The organism is Dyadobacter jiangsuensis, assembly GCF_003014695.1.
GTDB classification, from domain to species: domain Bacteria; phylum Bacteroidota; class Bacteroidia; order Cytophagales; family Spirosomataceae; genus Dyadobacter; species Dyadobacter jiangsuensis.
The window spans coordinates 41,451-66,367 of the sequence record NZ_PYAS01000023.1; the positions used below are offsets into that span (position 1 = coordinate 41,451).

Annotated in this window: 16 protein-coding genes; 14 read left to right on the plus strand and 2 right to left on the minus strand. The window is 48.9% G+C overall.

Annotated features, from left to right (window positions below; translation table 11 throughout):
- Window positions 1–211 precede the first annotated feature (211 nt).
- The 14 genes from CLV60_RS31320 (at window position 212) to CLV60_RS31390 (ending at window position 23,047) form a co-directional block, all read left to right on the plus strand.
- The gene (locus tag CLV60_RS31320; RefSeq protein WP_106599346.1) at window positions 212–4,516 is read left to right on the plus strand and encodes a T9SS type A sorting domain-containing protein; all 4,305 of its coding nucleotides are present in this window, start codon (window positions 212–214) and stop codon (window positions 4,514–4,516) included.
- Window positions 4,517–4,538: 22 nt separating this feature from the next.
- Window positions 4,539–8,789 (plus strand): T9SS type A sorting domain-containing protein, encoded by a 4,251-nt coding sequence (locus CLV60_RS31325; protein ID WP_106599347.1) that lies wholly within the window; start codon window positions 4,539–4,541, stop codon window positions 8,787–8,789.
- A gap of 344 nt (window positions 8,790–9,133) precedes the next feature.
- Entirely contained in the window at window positions 9,134–11,887 is a 2,754-nt protein-coding gene (locus tag CLV60_RS31330) for a phospholipase D-like domain-containing protein (protein WP_106599348.1), read from the plus strand.
- Window positions 11,888–12,246: 359 nt separating this feature from the next.
- A complete protein-coding gene (locus tag CLV60_RS31335; RefSeq protein ID WP_106599349.1) occupies window positions 12,247–13,134 on the plus strand; it encodes a chymotrypsin family serine protease in 888 nt (295 codons plus the stop codon).
- A 56-nt stretch (window positions 13,135–13,190) separates the two neighbouring features.
- A complete protein-coding gene (locus CLV60_RS31340) occupies window positions 13,191–13,433 on the plus strand; it encodes a hypothetical protein (protein ID WP_106599350.1) in 243 nt (80 codons plus the stop codon).
- 43 nt (window positions 13,434–13,476) lie between these two features.
- Window positions 13,477–13,893: a hypothetical protein gene (locus CLV60_RS31345; protein ID WP_106599351.1), complete on the plus strand. Its 417-nt coding sequence runs from the start codon at window positions 13,477–13,479 to the stop codon at window positions 13,891–13,893.
- A 24-nt stretch (window positions 13,894–13,917) separates the two neighbouring features.
- A complete protein-coding gene (locus CLV60_RS31350) occupies window positions 13,918–15,822 on the plus strand; it encodes a GMC family oxidoreductase (RefSeq protein ID WP_106599352.1) in 1,905 nt (634 codons plus the stop codon).
- Window positions 15,812–17,038, plus strand: a complete 1,227-nt coding sequence (locus tag CLV60_RS31355; protein ID WP_106599353.1) for a ferritin-like domain-containing protein — start codon at window positions 15,812–15,814, stop codon at window positions 17,036–17,038. The genes CLV60_RS31350 and CLV60_RS31355 overlap by 11 nt, the downstream gene beginning before the upstream one ends.
- A gap of 40 nt (window positions 17,039–17,078) precedes the next feature.
- Complete coding sequence (locus CLV60_RS31360) at window positions 17,079–17,441, plus strand: putative quinol monooxygenase (protein ID WP_106599354.1); 363 nt, start codon at window positions 17,079–17,081, stop codon at window positions 17,439–17,441.
- A gap of 77 nt (window positions 17,442–17,518) precedes the next feature.
- Window positions 17,519–18,550, plus strand: a complete 1,032-nt coding sequence (locus tag CLV60_RS31365; protein ID WP_106599355.1) for a heme-binding protein — start codon at window positions 17,519–17,521, stop codon at window positions 18,548–18,550.
- A 23-nt stretch (window positions 18,551–18,573) separates the two neighbouring features.
- Window positions 18,574–19,305, plus strand: coding sequence for a Dabb family protein (locus CLV60_RS31370; RefSeq protein WP_106599356.1), 732 nt, complete (start codon window positions 18,574–18,576; stop codon window positions 19,303–19,305).
- A gap of 58 nt (window positions 19,306–19,363) precedes the next feature.
- On the plus strand, window positions 19,364–20,824 hold the full coding sequence (locus CLV60_RS31375) for an FAD-binding oxidoreductase (RefSeq protein WP_106599357.1): 1,461 nt from the start codon (window positions 19,364–19,366) through the stop codon (window positions 20,822–20,824).
- A gap of 48 nt (window positions 20,825–20,872) precedes the next feature.
- Window positions 20,873–21,745: a hypothetical protein gene (locus tag CLV60_RS31380; protein ID WP_106599358.1), complete on the plus strand. Its 873-nt coding sequence runs from the start codon at window positions 20,873–20,875 to the stop codon at window positions 21,743–21,745.
- 876 nt (window positions 21,746–22,621) lie between these two features.
- The gene (locus CLV60_RS31390) at window positions 22,622–23,047 is read left to right on the plus strand and encodes a hypothetical protein (RefSeq protein WP_106599360.1); all 426 of its coding nucleotides are present in this window, start codon (window positions 22,622–22,624) and stop codon (window positions 23,045–23,047) included.
- Between the two features lie 796 nt (window positions 23,048–23,843).
- Here the strand turns inward: CLV60_RS31390 and CLV60_RS31405 are convergent.
- Complete coding sequence (locus tag CLV60_RS31405) at window positions 23,844–24,137, minus strand: hypothetical protein (protein WP_106599363.1); 294 nt, start codon at window positions 24,135–24,137, stop codon at window positions 23,844–23,846.
- Window positions 24,138–24,152: 15 nt separating this feature from the next.
- Window positions 24,153–24,818, minus strand: a complete 666-nt coding sequence (locus CLV60_RS34895) for a tyrosine-type recombinase/integrase (protein ID WP_310589410.1) — start codon at window positions 24,816–24,818, stop codon at window positions 24,153–24,155.
- Window positions 24,819–24,917: the final 99 nt, after the last annotated feature.

Consider the following 24,917-nt stretch of genomic DNA (forward strand, 5'->3'; position numbering starts at 1 on the left):
ACTCGGTTAGTTCTATCAGGTGCAAGAACGCCAGGGTATTTGATTGGAAAAATGATATTAGTCATGGGTTTGGAAGAAATAGGAGTTATATCAAGGGGCCACGAAGGAAATACTCCCCGATAAAGAGTGTTGATTTTGTAGCGCCGTGTTTACTTAATTGGAATAGTCACCACAAACACGGAAATTGCATACAATCTCCCTCTTGACAATCATGATTAAACAGTTACTCATCCTCTTTGCTCTTTGCTGCGGTTTCAATTCGTTTGCCCAAACCCCCACCATTCGTATTAATAAAGTCAATTCTGAGAATTACTGCATTGGAACGGAGCTCTCGATAGACGTGACTATCGAGGGGACATTTCCTGCTGATAATAAATTTACGGTTGTTGCTTACCGCTACTGGTACGATCCCGCCAGACGCTGGGAGTATCCCGCTGTGCTGAGGGGTAACAAGTTAATTACCACGCTGAAAGATGCGGCGTTGGCCGACCCGCAAAGTTTTCAGATTAAGGTCCTTTCTTCGAATCCCAAAACAGAAACGGAAGCGAGCGGCTATTTCAGGGCGTTGACGAAATCGTACGTGCGGCTGACGACGCGCTGGGGGCTTTCGGCAGATACACTCAATTCCAACGAACAGGTTGTGCTGGCGTTGGTTGCTACGCCGACGACACCCGGAGAGGTGACACTGAACACGGGAGAAAAAATTAATCTCAACTACTCTAATTCAGATGGTGGCGCAGTGTACCCGACCTATATTAATTTCCCCAAAACGCGGGAAGGTATTTACGCAATAAAAGAAGCCAGCAACGTCTGTGGCGCGTTGAGCGCAAGCGGGCAGGTGCGTATAAAGGTGAATGCGGGCGATTTTATGGCGACAGACCTAAACCCGGAACAGCCATGCGAGGGCACTGAAGTGAAAGTGCTGTTTGACGCAGGTACCTCCTCTTTCAATGCGGGTACAAAATACAAGATCCGGTTTGCGAGCGACAATGTGTATATGGATACTTATAAGTTCGTGGACGCTCCGGCTACTTTGACGGGAAAAAACGAACTGACCGCTCGGGTGCCGGACAATCTGCTGTCAGTTATGCGGAATGACGGCATTTACGTCGGGATCGTCACCGAGAATCCGTCATCGGTCTCGATCAACAAAGCGCTGAAAGTCAATATTTATCCAAAGCCTTCTTTTTCGCTTGAAGCCGAAAAAAATACGATTTCGCTGGGCGAGCAGCCCAGGATAGGTGGTAATCCGAAAGGGCTGCCGCCTTATCAATTTACACTCACAAGTGGCGAAACGTTTAATTATTATATCCAGGTTAGCCCTGAAAAAACGACCCAGTACCAGGTGAAAAAGTTCGAGTCGGGCTGTGGAGTGATCGAAAACCCGCCTCAGGCACCGTTGGTACTCACCGTGCGGCCCAGTCTCTTGCTGGGCGATCCGGGGACATCGGCGAAGGTTGGGCCCTTCTGCGAGGGGCGGACTGTGCGTATGCGTTTCAGAGCTGTGGGCGTGAATGCGCAAACTACCTATACTGTGGAAGGGACGACCTACTCAGGTACGAAATTCACTTTCCCGGCAAAGATCACGGGCGATTCACTGGAATTCTTTATCCCCCAGCGAGCCTCAGAAGATCCCACCCGCGATTATGGCAATATTACCAGCTTGCGTGCGGTGTCGGCCAATCCGGCGCTGACTTCCGATTACACCGTCGCATCGGTCCAGAGCCCACCTTTTATGACGGCGGGGCAAAACTACCAGCCGAGTGTGCCTTATCCTTCCGGTATTCGCCTGGATTACAACCTGTGGGGCGGCCTGCCGTATACGGTTGAGCTGATGGACGGCACGAAAGAAACCTACGACTATCGCAACATTTACTATAATCTGTTTGTCAGGAAAGACACCACTTTCAGGGTAAAATCGATTTCTAACGAATGCTTTACCAATTCAAACTTGCCTGGTTTTCCGATAAAGGTGGTGAAACCGGCAGATACGACGCCTGCATTGTTTACAAGGATGCTCAGCACAGTGGACCGTTGCGGCGGTGACAGTATCGCGGTATCTGTAAACTTCGCCGGGAATTTCGAGGCAGGCAACCGGTTTGCGTTGTCCTATCCGTATGCTGATCAGACTTCCCCCGACCCGTTTCAAAATTTAACCAAACAAGGTACTTACAAAATAGCCCTCGTTGACAGGCCCGAGGATTACCTTGCGAGCTTTTCACTAAGCTCGACTTTGCCCCGCCTTACCTCCCAATCCGGCTATTTTTATGTGCGGGCCAAACCTCAAAAGCCTTCCATCTATCCATACACTTCGAAAGAATATCCCGAAACGATGTATCTGGGTGAGTCACCGCGTGTAGTGGTGTATGCCAGCAAGTACAGCACCCTCAAATACTCGCTCGATGGGAAAGAGCAAACAATAGGGACCGACCATAACGGCATGCAGAGCGTCCCATTGGAACTAACAAATGGCAAGGTTTCAGAATTTAAACTGATTTCGGTAACCAACCCTTGCGGGACCTATAACAGCGACATTACCGGCTATTTCAAAGGTATTGGATACAAACTCGTGCTGGAACGGACCGATTTGTCGATATATCATTGCGTAGGAACCGAGGCGGAGATTAAGTTCGGTACAGAAAGCGGCACGGCAGGTGTGGCCACAAAGTTCACACTCGAAATCTCCAAATCCGGTGATCAGAACTCCTATTCGGAAATTGCGACTGCGACAGACAGCCGCGTCTTCAAGTTTAAAGTACCGGACCTGACAGCCGGATCTTACTATCTCAGGGCGAGATCATCCGACGGAATTTACTCCCAAGCAATCAATTACCTGGTAGGGAAGGTTCCCACCAGCGGCAGTTTCGACGGTTCTTCGCGGGACGTACTTTATGCCCAGACGCTCACAGTTCCCTACGGTTCGGGCATTGTTCTCAGCACGGTTATTGACGGTGATCAGCCTTGGGGCATTATGTACAGCGACGGCACACAGCAGCTAGTAGGCCCCAATTACACTTCCTATTCTGTGATCGTAAATGCTCCCCAGGTGTTCACTATCAGCAAAATATGGAATTCATGCGGTTATGGTAAGCTGGAAGGTTCTGTGACTGTCAAAGTCAAACCGGTTGTGGAGTTGAAAAAATATCCCGAAAACTCCGATGCGGTCATTTGTGCCGGCAAGACCATCCAGCTCGACTACCAGATTAAAGGCTCCGAGTTGCAGGGGAACAACTATTTGGTGTTCAGTTTGCTGAGCGAGGAGGGGAAGCCAGTCAAGCTGGATTCCGTGAATAATGCCGGTGGTCGCATTCAGCTAAAAATACCTGACAATATCTCCGGCGGAACATTCGCGATCAAAGCTGAGATCGCAGCTTTGCAGGCTTCCGCGTCGATGTTGTATCAACTCTACGCATCGCCCGATCTCACGTTATTCGGAGATAATTCGATCACGGCCGGCGAAGCCGCGACCATCTACGTTCGTGCCAATAACAAATTTCCTTCCGGTACCTCTTTTCAACTTTCGGATGGCAAGTCCTACAAGCACACTGCCCCATATCCCGGTGGCGTTACGGAAATCAAACTGGTTCCCACGGTTACAACTACCTACACATTAAAAGAGCTGAACACGGCATGCGGTACGGGCAGAGTTTCCGGTTCCGCAACTGTGAAGGTGGAGCCGCGGCTAACCCGATGGCTTTCGGTAGAAGGCATTAGCGGTTTGAAGGGTCCGGATGTTTGCAACTCGGATACCATGCTGGTCTTTTTTCATTTGAATGCGGCACCGTCGACGGAAACTATCACTTACGAGGTGCAGCTTTCCGATAGCACCGGGAACAATTTTGCAAGCCTGCCGACTTCCGGCAACTTTTCCCCGATAGCTGCGGTGGTTCCTGCTAACTTGAAAAAATCTGACTTTTACCGGGTTCGGGTGGTTCCTAAGGATGCGAGCATCAGTCCGGGAACAGTGCCGGGCGGCGTGCGTATCGGGCAATATGCTACCGCGAAGGTCCTTACGCCCTCGGTTTACTATGAGCCGGGGCAGAAAGTTGATGTAGTGATCGGGTTGGAGGGGAGTTCCCCTTTCTACTACCGCTTTGGAGACGCTAATTTTTCCCAATTCAGAAGCGTGGCTAAATATACCGACACACTCCGGCTGAGCCCGGCCAGCCCGATGGTTGAGTATCGGATCTTGCAGGTCGGCAACGGATGCGGGCTGGGCAAAGCTGGCGACCCTTCCTCTTTCCGCATTGAACTCATCACGGGCAATGAGCCATTGCCATCCGGCGAGGTCATTACGTTCGGCCCGAATCCGGCCGGTTCGATACTTTCGGTACAGTTTCAAAATGCCGGAGCGCGTGACTTGGCACTTTTTAATGTGGCGGGCAAAAGTGTCTATACAGGCCGCTCAATTGCCACTAGTACGGCTATCGATGTTTCTGCGTTAGCTGCCGGTACCTACATTTTGCAGGTCAGAAAGAAGGCCCTTGTTACAACATACCGGATTATCAAATACTAAACCTCTATCGGGAATCGCCCTCATGAAGTTGAGAAAATTGTTGCTTGCTGCATTGTGCCTTTTTGCCAAACCTGCATTTGCTCAGGATACCGAGGCAAGAATATCGGTCGAAAACGACTACTATGCGCCCATTTGCTCATTTAAGGAAATGAAAATCCGGGGGTCGGTTACCGGAAAGTTCAATAGCGACAACAAGTTTTACGTGGAGCTGATCTCCGGCGTGGATTTCAAACCGGTCGGCCGGTATGAGGCGGTATATCAAAACGGCAATTTCGTTTTCTCCGTTGGTGACGACAAAGCGGGCGGTAGCGAGCGGATCACATTCAAAGTGTTGTCGACCAGTCCTGCCACCGAAACCTACCCACTTTCAAGGCCGTTTTACAGCCGGGGCCAGGTGTCGCTCGCACGCGACGCCGGCATGCCTGATACGTTGAACGCGGGTATACCTATGGGTATTTTTGCCAATGTTTCAACCAATAACCCGGTCCGCGTGACGCTGAACGATAGTTCCACCCACGAAGTACGCTGGTCGTCGGACAAGCAGGTACTGTCGCTGGCTGCTTCTGCTTCTACTGAGTTTTTTATCGTAAAAGCGGTTAACAGCTGTGAAGTAGCAGTTCCATTCTCAGGCAAAATCTCCGTCAAAATCAATCCGGTGACGATTATCCCGACTAAAATCACCAATGACGTACTTTGTGAGGGGAGTGAAATCCAGTTGAAATACGCGGTAGCAGGCGGTACCATTCCGGAGTCGGCGACATTCAAACTACGCCTTTTGATTGAAAACAATCCTCAAACCATTATTGAAATACCTGCTCAGCGGAAAGGTGAAGGTATATTGACTGCTAAAATCCCGGATAACATTCTTACCTACTCATCCTATTTGAAAGCGGCGATCGTAGTCAATGGCCCCAAAATGGTAAGTCCGTATTCGGAGAGTTTCCAGGTACATGAAAAGCCGACGGCAAGCTTTCAGAGCGAAAGCGGCACCGCGCGCATGCGCCAACAGATCACGATGTGGTTCAATGTATCGGGCCCAGCGCCGCACGTAATCGAGCTGAGCAACGGGCGGTCCTACCAGCTTGATAACAATCGCAACATCAATCTTTACCTGCTAAAAACAGAAACCTTTTCCATTAAATCCCTCAAAACGGCTTGCGGCGTAACCACGGATCTGCCGAAACAGAACATTGTGATGACCATACCCGATGGTATTGTGATAAATGGCGATCCGTTTCCGAAATGGGAGGTTTGTGAAAATCAAACCGTTCGTCTTCCGTTCGCAGCTAACGTGCCGCTCAATGCGAATACGAAGTTTACTTTCGAAGGAATTACCGCAAAGAAAACCGTATATAAGTTTGAAGCTAAACTGGTTAACGACTCGCTCGAATTCTTCATTCCCCATTCGCCGGCGTCGTGGGTAACGGAGGGATATTTCAGCATTACCGATTTTCGCGTAACAACCACCAATCCTTCGTACGCATCCGAATACCGCAACGGGCTTACTATCCGGGGGATCCCGCGGATCAGCTTTGAAACTTACCAGCCCAGGACACTGCCTTATCCCAAGTATTATGAGTACAAATTGCTGGTGCACGGTGGCGCTCCTTTCGGGATGACGGACGAATCGGGGTATAAAAGTTATTGGAGGTATGGCGAGAGATCGGATCGTATTTTTGTGCCGACATCCGGTAATTATGGCCCCAAATCGGTCGAGAACGCCTGTTATGCAACCTCCGATTTGGCTAAAATGAATTTTACGGTACAGCCGTATTCCGGCCAGCAGCCGGTTATAATAGTACACCCTCCCGCGAAAAGGTATTACTGCGAAACCGACAGTGTTGAGGTTTGGTTTGAAACACTTGGAAAATTTGACTCTGGTAATGAATTCAGGATAAAGAGATATGATGGCGTGGACGGCGGCTGGCTGAAAGTAAGCAAGCCGGGCAAGTACAAGTTGCCGGCGCTGGCGTTGGAAAGCAATACTTACACCCAGGTTGGGGTGGAGTCAACAAGTCCGGTGGTAAAAGGCGGCTCGGATATCTGGCTGGTTGTGAACAAAAAACCGGAGCTGCAATCGCTGGACGAGCTCAGCCGCTCGACGCCGGAAAGACCGGAAATATTCAACGTCGACCAAATACCCGCTGTATCTACCCAACTCAAAGAAGGCTCTCCCTATACTGCCGAGTGGACAGACGGCGTCAAAAACTATCATTTCGAAGAAAAGCTGCAATACGAGGCATTTTATCCCCCTATGACGAGGGGAAAGGTCACTCCTTACACGCTCAAATCAGTCGGGAATGCCTGTGGCAATACCAATTTCGACCTGACCATGTACTTCTATTGGAAGGCATACGATTTGGCGATCGATTATTTCACGGACAACCAGGTGTTTTGCACCGGAGAGGAACTAGTTGTACCATTTCAGGTCAGAAATGGCTCCGCGCCTAATGGTACTACTTTCCGCCTGCGTCTTGTTAAGGACGATGGCAGTGTTCAGACTGTCGCTTCCGGCACTTCGCTGGCTGATTTGAAGTACATTATCCCGGATACAATGGAAGGGGTCTACCACCTTTGGGTGAGTTCCGACGCAGGTACCTCTTCACAATTGAAAACAATTAAGGTTAAAAAGAAACCTACCGCAACGATTACATACAGAAAACAGGCGCCGGGCACTGCTGCCGAAATCGAATTTGGAGAATCGGTGTTTGTCGATTACCAGCTAACCGGAGGGAGTCCGTGGAAGGTTCTTTTAGAGGGAAGAAGCGAGACTGTGGAGACTGAGGAAGTGTACTGGCGTCAGTATGAAGTCGTAAAATCAACAATTTTTAAACTTACATCGGTGAGCAACGAATGCGGTTATGGATCGGTGTCGGGGAATGTTCCCGTGAAGATCAAGCCTAAAATCGTGACATTCGCTCCTGCCACGTCTGTGTGCGGAGGAAATACACTTGGTGTGAGGTACGAGGTGGGCGGGGATATTCCAGTAGGAGAGAAAATCGGATTCTTCCTCACAAATGCAAATGGTTCCCGATTTGACCTGCTTTCCGCAACGTCGGCCAGGGGGACTATTTCGTTGCCTGTTCCGACAAGTCTGGCTCCGGGCAGCTACACGATAACCTGTTACATTACCGGTTCCGATATTTCTGTTTCTCAGCAAATCTCGATCGTCAGAGCTCCGGACATTGAATTGATGGGCTATACGACGATTAACCCGGGAGAAGCAGCGTATATTCAGGTACGGCCTAAGACGATCGGCAACCAGACCGTAGATGTGACCTTTTCCGACGGAGTGACATTAAACTTCCTAATGCCCGGCTTGTCGTCTGTCTATGACGTGCGCGTTGTTCCTGCCAAAACTACTACTTACACCATTGTATCCGCGTCGGGAAGTTGTGGTCCGGTGAAGGCTTCGGGCAGTGCTACTGTTGTGGTTAATGCACCCTCCGAGCGAAAAATCAGGGTCACCAACCTGAACAAATTTCGCACATTTTGCGAGAAGGATACATTGCTCGTGCATTTCTCTCAATCAGGTACGTTTTCAGCGGGTAACCAGTTTACAGTGCAATTTCGTGATACCCAGGGCAAGCTCGTCGGATCAGTGCCGGCGTCAGGCAAGACCACCCCTTTACAGGCAATCGTTCCCGCAGGACTTACTCCGGGCGAAGGGTACCGCGTAAGAATTACCGCCAGCGATGCGAACACGGCTTCCAGCGACTTCCAGCAGGTGATGATGTTAAGTGAAAAAGCCAGTGCCGCTTTCGCATCCGACAATGCAATCCTGGATGAAACGGGCCGGGCGAAAGTAGTCGTTTTGCTGAAAGGTACCGGGCAGTGGCAGTACCGGTACGGAAATGATGTGGGTTCCGTCGCGCGCTTTGCCGACGTTTCCCCCGACACCATTCTCATCACCAGCAAAGAGCCATCGGCCTATTTCAAACTGCTATCGGTAAGCAATGGGTGCGGGGCGGGCACGCTCAACGAGCCTTCGATCGTCAAGGTAGAGGTGATACTGGGTACGGAAGATCCGGATATCAATGCGGGTGAAATGTCAGTAGGGCCAAATCCCACATCCGCGATAGTGATTATCCGTTTCAAAACAGGCGTAAAAAGAAGCCTTTCCCTCTACAATGCGAGCGGGGCAAAGGTTTGGGCCAAAACCAGTTCCGCCAACGAGGAGGCGATCGATATGAAGTCATATCCTGCCGGAATTTATTTGTTCAAAGCGGAGCATAATGGCAAGATGCAGCTTTTCAGGGTTCTTAAAGAGTGACAGTTTTTCGTGATTTGGTTTGTCTGCACGCACTGCTTTTCGGTGGTGAGAAACCCTCTATGTTGTGAGTGTAGCTCGGATAAAAGACCGGGTAAATCCTATTCTTTGCACCGCCGGACTGTAATAAGTACGGATGGTGTAATTCGATGGCACGAAGCGGGTTACCTTATGTAACCGGTAAATCAGTATTGGAGTGAAAAAGCCAAAATAATCTCGCTTTTTTATAATTTTCTTCCGGTAATCTTCAGCGCACGCTCGTTCCACATTCTTGGAGAGTTACTAATCGGACCATCATTAGTTCGAACTGAGTCCAATGCAGCAAGCTTCTTATCACACTGAAAATTATGGCACAGTTTTCCTCAGAGCAGATCCTGGCTTCCATCAAAAGGTTTGAAAATCTAGATCCGGAGCTTTTTTTAGAATTGCATAGCAAGCTGCCGACACTTTCTACGGGGGAAGGAATTCAACCGCGGGTTGCTTTTCGCGGGTTGGCAGAGGCCGAAGTAAGGAGCGTAGACGGCAGTATTGAGGGGATGGTTCCTGAAACCATTGTTCGTCCGTTTGCGAGACCGGTGATGGTGATACGTGACAACAGGGTAACAACCGAATTTCTTGGTCCCGAAAGCCAGGTCTGGGCGGATCGCATTCAAATAGCCCAAAGTATACTGGATAGGGTTATCCCGGCGATCGGCCGCATTGAGCTAAGTCATAATCCCGATTTCAGCTGGGTAGGGACAGGTTGGCTAGTAGCCAAAGACATTATTGTGACCAACCGGCACGTTGCTCAGGAATTCGGAAGGCAGAGCGGGCAGGGTTTTACTTTTAAAGCAGGTGTCAACGGGCTGCCCATGGCATCGCAGATCGATTTTCTTGAGGAGGATCAGCGACGGACTGCGCTCGAGTACGCCGTCGACGCGATTCTTTGGATTGCACCATCAGGTGAATCGGACGTCGCTTTTATGCGTGTGTCCAGGAAGTTGACAGACCTTCCACTGGCTTCGCCCATCTTGCTGGCCGAGCACCTCAATGATGTGGAATTCATTGCTACGATCGGGTACCCGGCGAGGGATTCACGGGTGCCTGATCAGGCGCTGGTCCGGCGACTTTTTGGAGATGTGTATGATAAAAAGCGCCTTGCTCCCGGCCAGATTATTAGTGCCGGACTGGATGAAATTCAACACGATTGTTCTACTCTGGGTGGAAATTCCGGGTCGCCGCTGATCAATTTGAAGACAGGTGAAGCGGTGGGGCTGCATTTCTCCGGCCTGTTTATGGAGGCAAATTTTGCAGTGCCGGCTCCGAAGGTAAGCGATCTTTTGCGGCGGGTGCAGAGAGGAGAGCTTCCGGGCAAGGCAGCGGCGGGGACTGCCATCTCACAAACGTCTCAACCATTGCCTTCCAGCACAACACCAGGAAGTTATACGTTTCAAATTCAGGTGCCTATTGAAATAACCGTGAAGGTAAACACTCCGGCAGTTATAGACGCCAGCGTGCAGGCTATCAACGGAACGATGTCTGCGGAGAATATTTTTGAAAGTGCAATGGCGACCGTGCGCCAAATGGCAGCCAATGATCCAAATATAATCGAGGTTCGCCGGGGGTACCGGTTTAAGAGAGGTTGGATTACCAATGAAAGAGTGGTAGTGGTCGAGGTAAAGGAAAAACAGTCGTACAATAAGTTGAGAGAGTCGGGTATACAGGCGATTCCAAGTCAGGTTTTAGGAATCGGAACCGACGTACGCACAGCATCGGTGCCCGATCAACTGGAGCATTTGGGAATTGACATTTTTGCCCTGGAGGCACGTGCCCGTGCCGGGTTCTATCGTGAGCCGGCAAATTTATCCCTGCCGGTTGTGAGGGACAAGATGAAAGCAGTTTTCCACGTTAGTCCGGATTCCGGATTCCCGAACTTAAAGGCATTTCTTAGCCGGGTAGAGCGGAAGCTTACGGCTACCATCTATGAATGGGAAGCCGAGCACATCAGCGACGCAGTGGCGAATGCCGTAAGAAAAGAAGGAGTAACGCTGAAAATGGTCACGCAACGGCCAGGAACCAAGGCCGCCGTGGAGGATATGAAAGCTCGCGTCGGGGCAAAGTTCGAGCACGTATTTGCGTCGGTCGGTAGTGGAAAGTTGTTTCCTTCGGCCTATCACATAAAAGTGGCTTCCAGAGACGACGAAGAGATCTGGTTATCAAGTGGAAACTGGAAAAAATCAAACCAGGATGATATCAGCCCGGCGCGGCAGAATTCGACTTCGATGCGGGCCTTGCGGGAGCACAACCGGGAGTGGCATGCTATTATCGAAAACGCAGAATTAGCTGTGATTTTCAAAAATTACATAGATTTTGATTTCGATGAAGCCCGGCGGGTTCCCATTGACGAGGGTGTCGAGGTAATTTTTCCTGATATTTTTGTTCCGGAAGCAGCCTTTGTGGTGGAAGCAGAGCGATTGGTCAGAGCTAAATACTTCGACCCGCTTACCGTCAATAAAGTGCTTGAAATTCAGCCGTTACTCACGCCGGATCGTACGGAAAGAGGAGTGAGGCAGTATATGTCATTTGCATTGGCAATGATTCAAAAGGCTACCCGAAAAATTTATCTGGAAAATCAGTCTTTCAACCTTCTTGAAGAGAACGTTGCTGAGTTTGAAGAATTTTTTTCAGCCTTGAAGGCCAAGCAGCAGTCGGGTATCGACGTGAGAATTATTTTTCGGGATAGCCGGGAATTTGGTGCGGCGAATGGACCCAAATTACAGAAGCTGCTGGAAAGGTTGAAAGATTTCGGCTTTGATACCGACTTTATCCGGGTACAAAAAGGATGTCATACCAAAGGCATTATCGTCGATTCGGCCGAGGTACTACTCGGTAGCCATAACCTGACGAATGAAGGTAGCCTTTTCAACCGGGATGCCAGCCTTATTGTCCGCGATGCACAGGTTGCCGCATACTTCGAGCAGATCTTCCTTTTTGACTGGGAGGTGTTGGCCACACAGGAATCTGACGAACTAGTTGCAGGTATTATGGTTGCCCAGCCGGGTCAGGAAACTCCTCCCGGATTTCGCAGGGTTTCAATCGCTGAAATGCTTGGAGAGAGTTGAATCGAAGCCGGGATACGAAGTATGATAGCTTTGATAGAGCTAAATGCATATTGAAAATGGTTTCGGCCAGCTCTTGTTTATTTGCTTGAGCAATTAGTTAACGGATATTTTTTATCGATATATTCATATAATTTGCCGCCAATCTAATCAAACTAGTTCTACGAGATTGATAGTTAAGTCGTAGAAATCCTGTGGAGATTTACCCGTGTCCGGAATTGCCTAAATAGCTATAAAAGTCCTGAACTATGGCCTCTGAATCGGAAATTAAACGTGTACTTGACTTGCTTACGACAGCGCCGCGAGGGCGCGTCGAGTCATTGAGCGTAAGGGCGAGGGGACATACGGAATCACTTCGCGGGATGACCAGGTCCGATAATATCGTAGCGCTGGGGATCAGTGAGAAGATTTCGAATAACCATGGTACGGGGGAGCTGGCATTGACATTCTATGTTCAGGAAAAAATTCCGTTATCCGAGTTGAGGGCGGATATGGCCATCCCGGCCATGATACCCAGCGCATTGGCCAGAAATGACGGAGTGCTCACGGACGTGGTCGTGATCGGGAAATTGACCCCTGAAGTTAATGTGGACAGAAAGGTTATTCAGCCGGGAAATAGTATCGGGCATGTCGACGTTTCGGCTGGCACGTTCGGAGCAGTGGTGACGGACGGTAAAAGCAATTTTTTGCTCAGCAATAGTCACGTACTGGCCAACAGCGGGCTTGGAAAGAAAGGAGATGTGATTGTGTATCCCGGTGTACTCGATGGAGGCGTAAATCCGGGAGATTTGATTGCCAAACTGCACGCCTTCAAGAAATTTACCCCAGGCGGTGCTTTTGTGAACCGAACCGATTGTGCCATTGTAAAGCCCACGAAAGATCGGCTTGCCGATGTGACGGCGCAGATCAAAGGAATAGGTTTGCCCAAGGGTATTATTAAGGCTGAACGCGGAATGAAATTAGTGAAAGTGGGACGCACCACCGGCAAGACCGAGGGAGAGGTGAAAGACGTTCATTTCCGGTTCGTTCTGGATTATGAAGGGGTTGGTGATGTAGGATTTATAGATCAGGTGTTTTGCACACGATACTCGAAGCCGGGGGATTCGGGCGCACTTGTTTTGGATAAGGAATCAGGCAAAGCTATGGGCCTGCATTTTGCAGGTGCCGATGGCGGTAGTGTTTTTAATCCGATTGACCAGGTGTTATCGGATCTGAAAGTTACCCTTGTCACTCACGAGCAAGGCGCATGACACGTGTGTTCGGCCTGGAGTATCAGACATCCGTACATTAAAATGAACGCATCGAGATGATCAGTGAAAAAGACGCTAATCTGGCCAGGGAGCAACATTCTGAGGAGCTGCAAGGGCTTGGTGTGCATGCGATTGCCGTGGATGAAATTAAACATAAGGGAGAAAAGACATTTGCCGTGATCGCATTTGTCGAAAAACCTTCAGACAGTATTCCCAAATTCATCACGGTTCAAAAAGGTGAAGAAACACTGGATGTTCCATTAAAGGTCAAAATAGCAACAAAATTCAAACCCGAATAAAAGCACCCTCTCGATAAGTGTAGTACAATTAATCACCACCACAATGATCAATGCGCTTACCAATGCTCAACTCTTTCATAAGATATCGGCGCTTCTCACGGGATTCAGCGAGGCCGAGATTATGGCGACAGGGATGCTCGAAAGCTACTACAATACGGTCCTGGCGAATTCTGACGGAGATGATGTTGAATATTTCTTCCTGAACGTAGAGCAAATCCTCTATGAAGAAGAAGATTCCCGCGAATCTGCGATTGCGAATCAGCTAATGCCCAACTCCTCCTACAGTGGTTTGGCCAGAAACATCATCATCCTCTGGTATACCGGTAACTGGAATAATAACCCCGTGTCCTCTGCGGCTTACATACAGGGGCTTATGTGGGATAGCGGCTATACCCACCCGCCGGGTGCCAAACAACCAGGTTACGGCTCCTGGGCCAATGTTCCCATTTCAGTGCGATAAACTTACCGGTAAACTTCTATACGGATGGAAAATAACGATTACGACGTGGTAATTGTCGGCTCCGGCATTGCCGGGTCAATTGTAGCCAAATTACTCACTAATGCAGGTAAAAAGGTGTTAATCCTCGAAGCCGGTCTGCAAGCCGGAATTGCGATGGATGCGGAAGGAGCATTTAAAACCTATGAAGGCTATCTCAACACCTTCTACAATGCGCCAGCAAAAGTCCCCAATTCTCCTTATCCCAACATTAAGGATGCGCCTTCGATCGACGTGCTCGACTTGGAAGTGATGAAGAAAGGCCAGCCGCTTACCAAGGGGTACCTTGTCCAAATGGGCCCGATACCTTTCGCCAGCGATTGCGCACGGACACCGGGAGGCACGACGTTGCACTGGCTCGGAACCACCTTGCGAATGCTGCCGAATGACTTTAAAATGAAGACAAAATATGGAGTAGGGGTGGATTGGCCGATCGACTACGAGGATATGGGACGCTACTACGAAATGGCAGAAAATGAGATAGGCGTATCAGGGTCGGTGGAGGATCAGCAATATCCGATCGAGGAAAAAAGCATATTCCGTGAAGGATACAGCTACCCGATGAAGGCGATACCCACCAGCTACCTTGATAGCGTAATGACCAAAAAAATAGCTAAAAAGAGCAAGGTGGAGCTGAATCAGAAGTCTTACGAGCTGTATTGCATCAGCACGCCACAGGGCCGAAATTCTATCCCCAACCCTGAGTACAAAATTACAGGCGTCAGGTGGAACCCAGGTAAAAAGGAGTTGGAGTTTACAAGAACCGATGAACTGGCGAGCTATGAGCCGGTAGGATCCAATTGGGACCCATACACCGGACAGCGTTGCGAAGGTAATGCAAGCTGTGTCCCTATTTGCCCGGTGCAAGCGAAATACAATGCGCTGAAAACCCTCAGGAAATCCGATAAGTCGAATCTGACCATCCAAACGCAGTCGGTTGCTTCCAGACTATTGATCAACGAGAAATCAAACTGGATCAGTGGTGTTGAGTATAAGCATTATAAAAACGGCGATTCGTTCGAATATGAAACGCACGTAGCCAGGGGTACTATTTATGTGATGGCTGCAAGTGCCATCGAAAATGCCAAGTTGCTGCTCGCATCAGGCGCGGCTAATCGCAGCGACCAGGTAGGCCGGAACCTGATGGACCATATGACGGTACTTTCCTGGGGGTTGACCGACGAGCCGATCTATCCCTATCGTGGGCCGGGTTCTACCACCAATATACCGACTTTCAGAGACGGTGAATTCCGGAAAGATCATGCAGCGTGGATATCGCCCCTGGACAACTGGGGTTGGTCGTGGCCAGTGTTCTCTCCCGGCTCGGACGTCGTCAATGCGGTGGGAGGCGGAATGTTCGGTAAAGAACTCCGTGAGAAGATGAAGGACGTCATAACGCGTCAGCTGCTCGTGCATTTCGAGTGCGAGCAAGCGCCCGATCCCGAAAACAGGGTTACGATCAGTCCGGAGTATAAAGATCATATCGGTAATTATCGCCCGGTGATTCATTACCACGCCACCGAATATATGCTGAAAGCATTTGAAGCATCCAAGATCGTTTCCGACCAGCTGTTCAGCCAATGCGATGTACAGGATTTTACTGTCTACGACCCGAATTCCAACCCGGATTATGTAACGTATAAAGGTAAGGGTTATCGATTCGACGGGGCGGGTCACATTGTCGGTACGCACCGAATGGGATTCAGTCCTGATGACTCGGTCGTAAATGCGGATATGCGCACATGGGACCATGAGAACCTTTTCCTGGTCGGGTGCGGGAATATGCCGACCCTGGGTACTTCGAATCCTACACTGACCATGTCCGCACTCACTTTTAAAGCCGCCGAGGCCATTCTGAAACAACTAGAACAGTCACCGAATTATGGAAAATAAGGTATTTCAAAAAAATAATCCCAAGCGTCAAAAGCTAATTAGACCGCTCCCTGGCACCGAAGAGGCGGAACAGGAGACTTTTGAACTCATCGAACCGGTGAATTTCAGAGGCGTTCGCGCGCGACCCGAAATGGCGCAGGCGGATGTGGAGACTTATGTCAAAAATCTTGACCATCTGAAAGAATGCCTTCTGACTGCATTACAGCTCGAACTTTCGACCATACCGCCGTACCTGTGCGGCCTTTATACGATCAAGGAAGGAAGCAACCGGCAGGCGGGTAATCTGATCAGAAGCGTGGTGGTAGAGGAAATGCTGCATATGATCCTTGTATCGAACATCCTGAACGCCATTACGGATCCGAAGACAATCAAGCCTGGGCAGAAGCTATTTGATGTAAAGAATATTATTCCCGAATATCCTACACCGTTACCGGGGAATATTGTACCGGAAGTCCCGAAAGGGGATCCCCCTTTCAAAGTGCAGCTGTTAAAGTTTTCCCGAGAAGCGCTCGACGTTTTCACCACGATTGAAAAGCCTTCGGCTCCGAATGAGCCGTTAGACGACCCGCATAGTTTTGATAGTATCGGGCAATTTTATCAGGCGATACGATTTGGCTTGAAGCGCCTGAATGAGCAAACGCCGGGCGGCATTTTCACGGGCGATCCTAAGCGACAGGTAACACCTGATCACTATTACGGAAGCGGCGGAAAGATCATCAGGGTGGAATGCTACGAAGATGCCGAAGAAGCGATTGCCGAAATCGTGGGACAAGGGGAAGGGATAGATGGTACCATCGTAACCGAAGAGCCCATGTTCGGGGAAGGCATCGAATATGCCCATTACTTTAAATTTCAGGAGATTAATTACGGGCGCATGTACAGCGCAAACGACACCAATTTTAAAATGCCTGTGAAAAGTGTCCCTACCGGCACGCCGTTCGATGTAAGCTGGTCGTCGGTATACAATATGAAGGCAAATCCGAGAATGAAGGATTACGAAGGTGACCCCGCATTGATGGAGAAGGCTGTTGATTTCAACAAAACATACGTGATGCTGCTCAATAATATCAACGACGCCGTAAGCGGTGAGCCGGAGCTGTTGATCAAGGGCATCAATATCATGTACGATCTGAAATACAGGGCGCTGGAATTGCTGAATATGCCCTTGGACAACGGAGAGTGCGCCGGGCCAACTTTTGAATATGTCGAGCTGTAAGTCTCTTTCAAACATCCTCTCAGTTTAAACACGATCAAGCATGTATCCCTTAATTGCAAAATGGACGATTCTTCCGGGAAACGAAGAAAAAGTGTGCGAAGCCTTGAAAAAACTTGCGGCAGACGTAAAGGAAAATGAACCCGGAACATTACTGTACATGGTTCATGTCCCCAATTTCAATGAAAAAAGCCTGCCCACGCCACCGGCCGGCGAAGTGGTCTTTTTCGAGATATATCAGGATCAGGCGGCTTTCTTCGACCATTTGAACGGGCCGGTTTTTAAAAATTTTGTCAGCAACTACGGAAGCCTTTTTTTAAGTGATTTCAGTGCTGTTCCGCAAGTTTTCATGACCACCGAAGTGCTTACTTCTCTGGGTGGGTTCGCACGCGCTGCTTTGCAATGAAGCGGTTGGCCGATGAATGTGTGGGCCACCCGGGTAGTTTACTTGTGTCTTAAAGCAATCAATCAAACATCAAACTTATGGCGAAGATTAAAAATAATCCGTTGGCTGCATTAAGCCTTTCGGGCTTGGGCAATATTGAGGAACAATCGATAGAAAAAGGGCAAAAATTGGTTGCGAGGGCCGAAGTGGCCGTATCGGCTCCCTCGCTCGGTCCCCTGGCGAAACTTCCGGGTACCTGGGTAGGAACCGGGTTCAATCTGATTGAGATTCCGAATATGAATCAGGCGAAGCCCGGGCCACCACCTGCCGACAAGTTCAAGATCATTTTGAATAATACGGCTGAAACTCTGACCTTCTCTTCTATTGACGGAGAAATCATCAACCGTGGAAATGCGCAGGAAGACATTGCTTATCTGGGATTACATTATCTGCAACAGGTAAATGACGTGAATCTGCCGCAAGGGCAGAATGGCATACACCTCGAGACGGGCCTGTTTCTCAACCTGCCTGACGGCACAGATCCGCAGGTGAAGGAAAGCGTGGCACGGCTCGGGTCGATTCCGCATGGTGATTCGCTGCTAGCACAAGGGAGTTTCTTTACAGTGAAAGGCGGCCCTCAATTCGATGTACCGCCCGCGGACCCGACCCCGTTTTTTATTGTCGACGGCAAGCGGGTCAATGATACGAATCCGGACTATCTGCGTTTGCTAAACGATGCGGTACCGCCCGCCGGGATTTCCAAAGACGTGATCATGAACCCCAATAATTTGCTCAAAGAGGCGATAAAGGGGCAGAATATTATTGAAACCATCGTGATACTACTCGATGCAAATCCCATTGATGGCGTTTGCAATCCGGGTGCCACTTCGCCAACAGGCGGTATCACCAATATCCCTTTTATCAACGTCAATGCCAATGCGACGAGCCTGACCGCGATCTTCTGGATCGAAACGGTGCAGAACCCGGACGGATCGACGTTTTTGCAACTGCAATACACGCAAACCGTGATTCTGGATTTCCCGGTGTTTGGCCCGCCGCCTGCTAATCCGGTGGTACCTATTAGCTGGCCGCATATCTCTGTTGCTACGCTGCGGCTGAAAGAAAACTGACCCAACACCAGACAATCAAACTTATGGCGAATGCTAAACCGGTGCTGATGCACAGCACCTATTTCAATCTGGGAGCCAATAATACCCCGGATGTGGCCGAAGCCTATATGGCCGAAGCGCGGGAATACCTTTCCAGCTCGAAAGGGATGGTTTCTTTCTGGATAGGCAAAAGGGCCACGGATATGAACAGGCCCGAAAACGATCTGGGATTTGATATTGCCATGCATCAGGTGTTCAGGGATGAAGATGCATTTAATCTCTATAACGGAAGCGATCCGAGGCACGATCAGTTTGTGGCGGACGTGAACCGGTGGGCTCCCAGCACGACGAGGCGAGTCATAGATAGTAACCTGACTAACCTGGTCATAGGCGGCAATGTATCTACGGCACAGAACCTCGGACCGGACCGGAATTTTCCGCAAAGCGTGTTTCACAGCCTTTACTTTTCGCTGGCGGATAAATCGCCGGACAGTATTGAAAAATTCACCGGCATCTGTGTAAAGTATCTTTCTCATCACCCCGGTATCGAGTTGTTCGCCACCGGCGGCCTGACCGACATTAAAAGGGATGTTTCGGTGCGGAATTTCGATGTGGCTGTCAACATCATTTATGACAGCAAAAAAGCCTACGACGATTATCTGCAAAGCGAGGAGCATCGCGACTTTTTCCCGGCCACGGCAGGAATGATAGACAAAACGTACATTTTTGATTCTTACCTGAAGTACCAATCAAAAGTGTACTCACTATCGAGTTGATGTGTCGTCTTATTGACAGTAACCTAAACCAATCTCCGATCAACAATCTATTGATACCATGATCTCCACAGCAATTAATGAATTATCCCGCGAATTGAGCGGCTACGTCGTGCAGGCCGGGGACGCAGAATACGAAGAAGCCATTCGGATTGACAATGGCCGTATCCAGTTTAAGCCTCGCGCGATCATTTTTCCGGCCGTAATGGAGGATGTCAGGTTGGGCCTGAAATTCGCCGTGACGCACAACCTCCCATTTTCTGTGAAAGGCGGCGGGCACAGTGCAGCAGGCTATTGCATGAATGAAGGGGGAATTGTAATGGCCATGAAGAATCTCAATAAGATTACGTTCGACCCAAGGAAAGAAACCGTTACTGCGCAGATGGGCGTGATCTGGTACGATGTCTATAAGTTCATGCAGGCTACCGGCACCGGTTTGATCCCGGTAGGAGGGGGATGCCCGACTGTTGCACCTCCCGGATTCATGCTGGGAGGCGGGTATAGTTTCGTTTCCCGCTCTTATGGGATGAGTATAGATAATCTGGTGAGCCTGAAAATCATCACACCCGACGGTGAAATGAGGCATATAGGGGTAGATAGCACATCAAAGGAGGACACAGACCTATTCTGGGCTTGCTGCGGAGGCGGAGGTGGAAATTTTGGTATTGTCACCGAAATGGAAATGCGGGTTAGAAAGCCTTTCAGCGAAAAGATGCTCGTGGGGCAGATCCGCTATCCACTCGAACATGCAGAAGACGTGCTGGGTTACTACAATGAATGGGTGGAGCGGATTCCGAACAGTATGGCCGTTTACGGCTTTATGGGAAACCAAAAAGACCTGGTTGATAAAACAACCAATGTAAAGGTACTGGGACTCACACCGGTATTCAACGGAGATTATGCCGAAGGAATTGATCTGATTCAAGGGTTATTAAAATTGAAGCCTATTAATGCAGATTTGTTCAATATGACCTTGCCGGAGTGGGAGTTTTACAATGGTTACACCACGCGCGTGGCAGGGCGCAGCTCGTACATCCGCTCGACGATCCTTCCCAAAGGTGGAATGAATAATGACGTGGCCAAAGTGATCATCGATTCGATGAGTAATGCACCCTCGCCGGACAGCTTCGCGGTCTGGACCCTTGCAGGCGGCGCCATTGAGGACGTGGCGTCTGATGCTACGGCCTATGTGCACCGCGATTGCCGTTTTGTCCCCGAGATAAAGTCGATCTGGGATCTGGACAAGCCTGGCGACACCCTGAGAAACGTGGAGTGGGCTTACGAGTTCTTTGAAAGACTTTCGGAGGCTGGAAACGCGACCGGCGCCTATGTTAACTACATCGATCCTTTGCAGCACGATTGGGCGAGGATGTATTACGGGGAGAATTACGAAAGGCTGTTGTCCATTAAGAAGCAGGTGGATCCGAACAACTATTTCAGTTTTCAGCAAAGTGTCGGCTCGCCTTTCAATCCACCCAAAAAATTGACCGACCTGAGCCCGTTGAACCGGACACAGCTTTGAAATATTGATCGTAAACTGACGAAGCCAATCCATGTAAACCCTCAAAAAATGCGGATCACGGATATCATTATGGATTTTGACGGGACATGCACGGTGATCCCTGATATTTATCAAGCATTTCTCTCCGAATACCTTGCCGGATTGAACAATACCGCATTTTCGGGCAGTCCCATTATGGCCGAGGAATGGAAGGATGCCCAGGAAAAAGTAAGAATGCACTCGCCACAGGCAGCATGGACTATTGCCTACGCACCGGCAGCGCCTGCGGCTGCGGACCCGTATATACTATCCTTTGAGGCAGCCAAGTATCTGCTGTGGAAAAAAAATATCCAGAAGGACATTCCACAAGAGGTATTCAAGAATGCTTCTGATCGTTTTCCCGCTCCATGGCGGCCCGAGGCCAGGGAAGTATTTGAGACTTTGTTGAAGAAGAATATCAACATAACTTTTATTTCCAATTCCAGTTCCAGGACTATCACACAGCGGCTGCTGAACTTGTTCTCTGTTCAAGAACTTCCATTTGGAATAGCGGTAAAAAGTGATGCGGCCAAATTTCGGATAGCCGAATTGCCCTGGTATTCGGCTATCTCGCAAGACGCTCAGGGATTATTTCAGGCAGTTCCTGTAACGCACAAAGATGTCGGAATCGGCCGGCCCGTATACTTGCAGCGGGCTGCGTATTTCGAGGCTATTTGTGCGGCATTTAATAATGACCTGGCAAGGTTACCTACTACGGTTGTTTGCGGGGATATTTGGGAAATGGATCTGGCCTTGCCCTACGAGCTTGGGGCGAATATCCATTTGATAGAAAGAGCCTCCCCATTTGACACCTACGGCTACGAGCGAAAAGCGACTTTGCAGGATACCCGAAGAGGGAAAGTCAGCAAGGATCTTGGCGGTTTGCTGGAGTGGGTTAAGTAAATGTTGCAATCGGACAAGTGTCCTACTGTTCAAACGCGCTTACAAATCGATGAATCGCGCCTAGGGGCCACTGTCGTACGTTATTTTAGGAAAACGCGCCCTGATGAGTCGGGTGTAAATCGACAGCATTACAATATTGTTCGGGGGGAGTCTCACTTTTTCCGAAGGAGTTCATTCGTCTAATATTAACCCGGCATGCCCCAAAAATCGTGATGCAATATTTCCGGTGAATTCACTCCTATAAAGTGCTCATTTAACCGGCGAAAGACCGCCTTGCCTATTGCGATGCGCCGGGAAATTCACTACCGATACCGTTGTAATTCAGATTATTGAGGATTAAGAAATTTTGATCTTGATGCCGGAATGGCGATGTCGGACTCTTGACGGTAACTCATTTATTTGTGATCCGAGACCTAGGAGGGAGGGTGTTTTGAATTTGTTTTGGCGCGAAAATTTTTAGAGAGGGTTCGAATCTCTCCATTTTAGCAGGGTTTAAACGACTGTAAATCCGAGAATTGCAGGTATTTTTTATCATGCGAAAGTGACTCGATGCCAATTAGGTGCCAGTTAATCGTGCAATCACAGTGCTTAATTATGAGTCTAAATTTTTTGACATCGATCTGGTCGGTTCCGTTCTTGGCTTTGTAGCCGCTATACTCGGCCATGAAGAACTTTTTAACGTGGATTGGAAGGTCGATCAGAATGGTTTTTTCATGTATTTAGATTAATCTAAATTAAATATTATGTTAGTCTAAAATTATACTTTTTGTTCGACATTCGCGAATAGATGTGGCTTAAAGTTCATTAATTTGTTGGAGATTCGATTACAACTGTCAAGTCTTATTCTGCATCTTAGTCATAGAAAATCAGTAGACTATGAAGAAGGTATTTGCCTTTGTTTTGATTTTGGTTGTCTCTGTGCAGTGCAAGAAGGATGACTTTCTGTCGTTAGCCCATATTGCCCCTATTGTCGGTGAATGGCGAATAACAGCTTATACGGATACGGATGGCAAAACGACGGTACCCGATACGACGGCTCAAGGTAGATCGCTGTTAATCGAGATTCGGACTGACGGTGTGATCGTTGACGGATATGGTAGGCAGGGATGCTGTCCTCCTTCCAAATATTTTTTCAGAGATAGAGAATTCATTCCCCAGCCAACGGCTCCCATTGAGCCATCAATCTGTCCTTTCGTTCTTTGCGCTTCATGCCCGGAAGTGAGAATAAACATGCCAACACCCGACACTTTGCTAGTGAAGAATTGCTGGGGAGGGACATCGACATATGTTCGGGAAAAGTAGTTGTAATATCGCCTGTCACGTGTATGAGGTTAAAAATGAATTCGTTATGAAAAGGCTTTCACTTGCTATGCTGTTGTTGTTTATATTCGGTCAGTGCAAGAAAGATGATCCGGAGCCGCTACCTGAAATCGCTTCGATCGTGGGGAAATGGAGGGAGGTCGCTCACATTCGGACTGTTGGAGATTCGACCATGACACAAGTCATACCCAAAGAGTATTCCAATGTCTACGAATTTCGATATGACGGAGTTTTTTTGAACGAAAGGGGTAAGGTTCCGTGCTGTCTTCCGCCAAAATTTTTCATTGATGGAGAAGAGTTCGTTCCCAAGCCGCAAGCGCCCGCCGAGCTTGATCCTCTTTGCGCTTCTACTTACTGCGCTCCATGCCCTGAAATGAGAATAACGCGACCTATCGCCGATGTAATTATCATAGAAAGCTGTGGCGGGTCTGGTACTTCCTATACTCGGGAAGAGTAGGTATTTTAAATTTATCTAACTTCTCACAAATTCAGCGTTTTCTTGTTTCGACAGTTGTAGTATCCGTTTGGCGATGTTTGCGGTTGATCAAATTTTCCATTCGATCGTCGTAAACATAGCCAACCAACCAGTAGACTACGACGGCGAACAGAAACAATAAAAGTAAAACCCATTTAAGCGGTGTCTTGATAAGTAAGTCGTAACGGTCTAACATTCCGTGCTTACGTAGCTCTCTATCAGTGGGAATTGACATTGCATGTTGTTATCCTGAATTGAATTTACAAGATAGCAACAGTCGCAATGCCTCCAAAAATCATTTACTTATGCTGCAAGATTGGAAATTGCACCGATCAGCTGATCAAATTTGCCCTGGGTGTTGGTTGAATGCACCGCGCCTTCCACGTTTCGCACCGCTCCTTCGACGCCGTTCACGGTTTGTTTGACTTCACCAAGTGCGGAAACTGCCCGCGTGAGCGTGTCGCCGTTGTCGAGCGTGGCCGCGAGAATGTCCTGAATGGCTTCCAGCTGCATCTCGCCTTGCTTTTCGGCTTCCGCGTGAGCTCCGGAGCGGTTCTGCTTTCCGGCAAAACGGATGTCAGAGTGCCAAAGAAGCACTGCCGTAAATTACTTTTAGAGGACCTCTGCCGCAAGATCATTCCAGAATCGGCTATACATATTATCCGTTATCAGCAATTCTCGATGAGAGCCACAGGCGGCTAAGTTGCCCTTCTCTAAAATATAAATCCGGTCGCAGATTTTGGGCAGGGTGTGCAGGCGATGCGAAACATAAATAATACCCATCTCCGGTCTGCATTTCTGGAGTAGCTTTAAAATTTGCCCCTCGCTATACGCATCCATCGCTGATGTGGATTCATCGAGCAATAATAGTTGAGGACGGTTATAAAACGCCCTCATGAACCCAACCCATTGTTTTTGCCCTCCCGACAAGTTTACGCCCTCTTCTCCGACCAGGGTACCAAGGCCCTGGGGAAGCGTATTTATGAAGGAAATAAAAGGCTCTTGGCTGAAAAATTCTGTTAGCTCATCCGCTGATTGCTCTATGCCGAGCAACACATTATCTAACACTGTCATATCCTTGCTGACTTTAGTATCCATGATCTTCGCATAAATCTGCGTTGTCCTGATGCTATTATGACCCAAGATTTTCGATACCGTTTGGATCGGTACGCTATTTTGCAGCGCGACCGTGGTGGCGAAGGTATGCCGGGCAACATGCGAAGTCATTGGCTTTTCGATACCGCAGAGGATGATAATTTCTTTCAGGTATTCGTTCATCTTCTGATTGCTTGGTACTGGCAGTACAACTCCTTTGTTGATACACACCGGATGATCGGCTTATTTCTCCATGATCTTTTTGGCTTGTGGTAAAAGGGG